This is a genomic window from Kribbella sp. NPDC055110 (assembly GCF_053607525.1).
In genome coordinates this window covers 1-2623 of record NZ_JBSGTS010000064.1, presented here as the reverse complement: position 1 = coordinate 2623, position 2623 = coordinate 1, and the positions used below count along the sequence as shown (strand labels likewise).

At 69.1% G+C, this 2623-nt stretch carries 1 protein-coding gene; it reads left to right on the top strand.

Features of this window, described 5'->3' with window-relative positions:
* The first annotated feature begins 427 nt into the window (after positions 1-427).
* Complete coding sequence (locus tag ACWF0M_RS38065; protein ID WP_452240634.1) at positions 428-1978, top strand: DUF4139 domain-containing protein; 1551 nt, start codon at positions 428-430, stop codon at positions 1976-1978.
* The last annotated feature ends 645 nt before the right edge of the window (positions 1979-2623 follow it).

The window sequence follows — 2623 nt, the reverse complement described above, 5'->3', positions numbered from 1 at the left end:
CGCGTCGGCCTGGTTGGCGGTGGCGCGGCATTCCGCGGCGTTTTCCAGCAGGTCGCGGGTGGGGAGCGACTCCAGATCTTCCTCGAACATGTGTTCGATTCTATGCACTCTAAGATCCGGGTTCAAGTCGACGTCAGGCCCGGATTCCCTTGTCCACAAGGGGAAATGTCACATGTTCGGCGTGCGAGGAAACGTGTATACGGCGAGGGTTGCGAGTCGGTGGCGGGTGGTCCGGAGGGGTGATGCGACTGGTCAGGCGCCGAGGTGGGCCGGCTGCGCTCTGTCCACGCGGCGCTGTCCGTGCAATGGAGGCCAGGGCGGTCCGGTGCAGGGCGGTCCGGTGCAGGGCGAAGTGGGTGAGGTGGGCGGGGTGCGGGTGGGTGGTGGGTGTGGGGTTGTTGCTGCTTTGCGGGCTTAGGGTCGGGGTATGGGTGAGTTTGTGGTGGAGGCTCCGGTTGTTGGGGTGACTGTTTATCCGGATCGGGCTCGGGTTACTCGGCGGGGGCGGGTTGTGGTGCCGGGTGGGGATCAGGTGGTGTATGTGGAGCCGCTGCCGTGGTCGCTGGAGGAGGACTCGGTGCGGGTGTCGGGGCGGGGGCCGGCGACGGTGCTGGGGGTGGATGTGGCGACGCGGTATCTTGCGCAGGCTCCGGACGAGACGGTTGCGGAGCTTGAGCGGGTGCAGCGTGCGGCGCAGGACGAGATCGCGGCTCTCAGCGACGCGGACGACGTACAAGTGCAGCTGGAGATGTTCCTTTCACAGTTGGCGAAGCGGGCCGGTGGGAGCTTTGCGCGTACGTTGGCGGCGGGCGATCCGGGGCCGGAGCTCGGCGGGTTCATCGAGTCGCTCGCGGGCCGGTTGTCGGCTGTACGGGCGACGCGTCGGGAGCTGAGTATGCAGCGCCGCGAGGTGGAGGAGCGTCTCGCGGCCGTGGGCCGTCGGCTCGCTGCGCTACCAGAGATGCGCGCGCCTGACCGACTTGCCGCGGCTGTCGCGTTGGCGCTGGATGCCGAGGCGGAGGTCGAGATCGAACTCTCGTACGTCGTGCCCGCGGCCGGGTGGACGAGCTCGTACGACGTACGTCTCAAGGGCGACCAGCTGACGCTGAACTGGTATGGCCTGATCACGCAACACACCGGCGAGGACTGGCCGGAGTGCGACCTCACTCTCTCGACGGCCCGGCCGACCGTGACCGCGAAGGTACCGGAGCTCGACGCCTGGTACCTCGACCGCGCGCGCCCGCCGATGCCGCACGCACCGGCCGCCGTTGCACTGTCCCGCGGCGCAGCCCGGCCGACGGGAGATGTCATCGAACAATCGGCCCTGTTCGCCGACCTGGATGCGACCGTCGAACACGGTGTGACCGCGGCAACGTACACCCCGCCGCGACCCGTCGCCGTACCAGCCGACGGCGCGACCCACCGCGCGACGATCGCGGCGATCGAACTCGACGCCGACCTCGACTACATCACGGCCCCGGTGCGATCCACCGACGTACATCTGCGCGCCACGGTCGTGAACTCGTCCGCCCACACCCTCCCGGCCGGAAAGGCCGCGGTCTTCCACGAGGCGGACTTCGTCGGCTCCGCCGCGTTGCCGCTCTGGGCTCCGGGAGAGGATGTCGAGCTGGCCCTCGGCCTGGACGATCGGATCCGGGTCGAGCGGAAGCTGGTACGGCGGGACGCGACGAAGGCGACGCTCGGGTCGACGCGCCGCCGGCAGGTCGAGTACGAGACGAAGATCGAGAACCACACGCCGCGCTCCGCCCGGATCACCGTCCTCGACCAGTTCCCGGTCGCCCGCGACCACGAGATCACCGTGAAGCGACTGACCGCCGACCCCGAACCCGCGGAGACCACCGACCTGGGCGTCATCACGTGGAAACTCGACCTCGCCCCCGACGCCGAAACCACCGTCAAACTCGCGTTCCGCGTGGACACCGGCAAGTCCGTGGACCTCACCGGCTGGCGCGAATAACCAACCACCCCCACGCCCCGCCTCCAACCACGCCGCCACCTCCCAGTGCCCCAGTTCCCACAGCCCCAGTTCCCACAGCCCCACCTCCGACAGCCCACAGCCCCAGCCCCACCCACCCGACCCCGCGCCCATCTCCCGCCTACCTGCCGCCGCACCTCCCGAGCCAGAGCCCCCCGCGCGCCGGCTCCCGCGGGTTCAGCAACGCCAAGGGATATCCGTTTCTTGTGATTGATGTGTGGGTGGTCGACGGGTTCGAGGGCCGTGCCGGGCTTGGTGTGATGTGCACGCTCGACAGGATGTGTCGGGGGTGGGGTAGTGCACCTGAGCGTGAACGTGTCCGTGCGTACACCGTCTCGCCGGTGCACTACCTGTCGAGCGTGCACATAACCCCGCCGCGAGCAGCCGTCCCGCCACCAGCCCGATCACCCAGCCGGCACCAAACCCACCCATCTGGCACAAGAACGGATATCCCCTGGCGTGGTGGGTTCTCCCCTCTAACACCAACGGAGAAGCCACAACACCATCGGATATCCCCTCGTGTGCGGAGGCTCTTGTCGCGCCCGACCTCGGGGCCGGCCGGCGGGATGGACCGGGCGGTGCGTGCGGCGGTGCCGTGCGTGGGGCGGTGGTGCGGGCGGGTGGTGC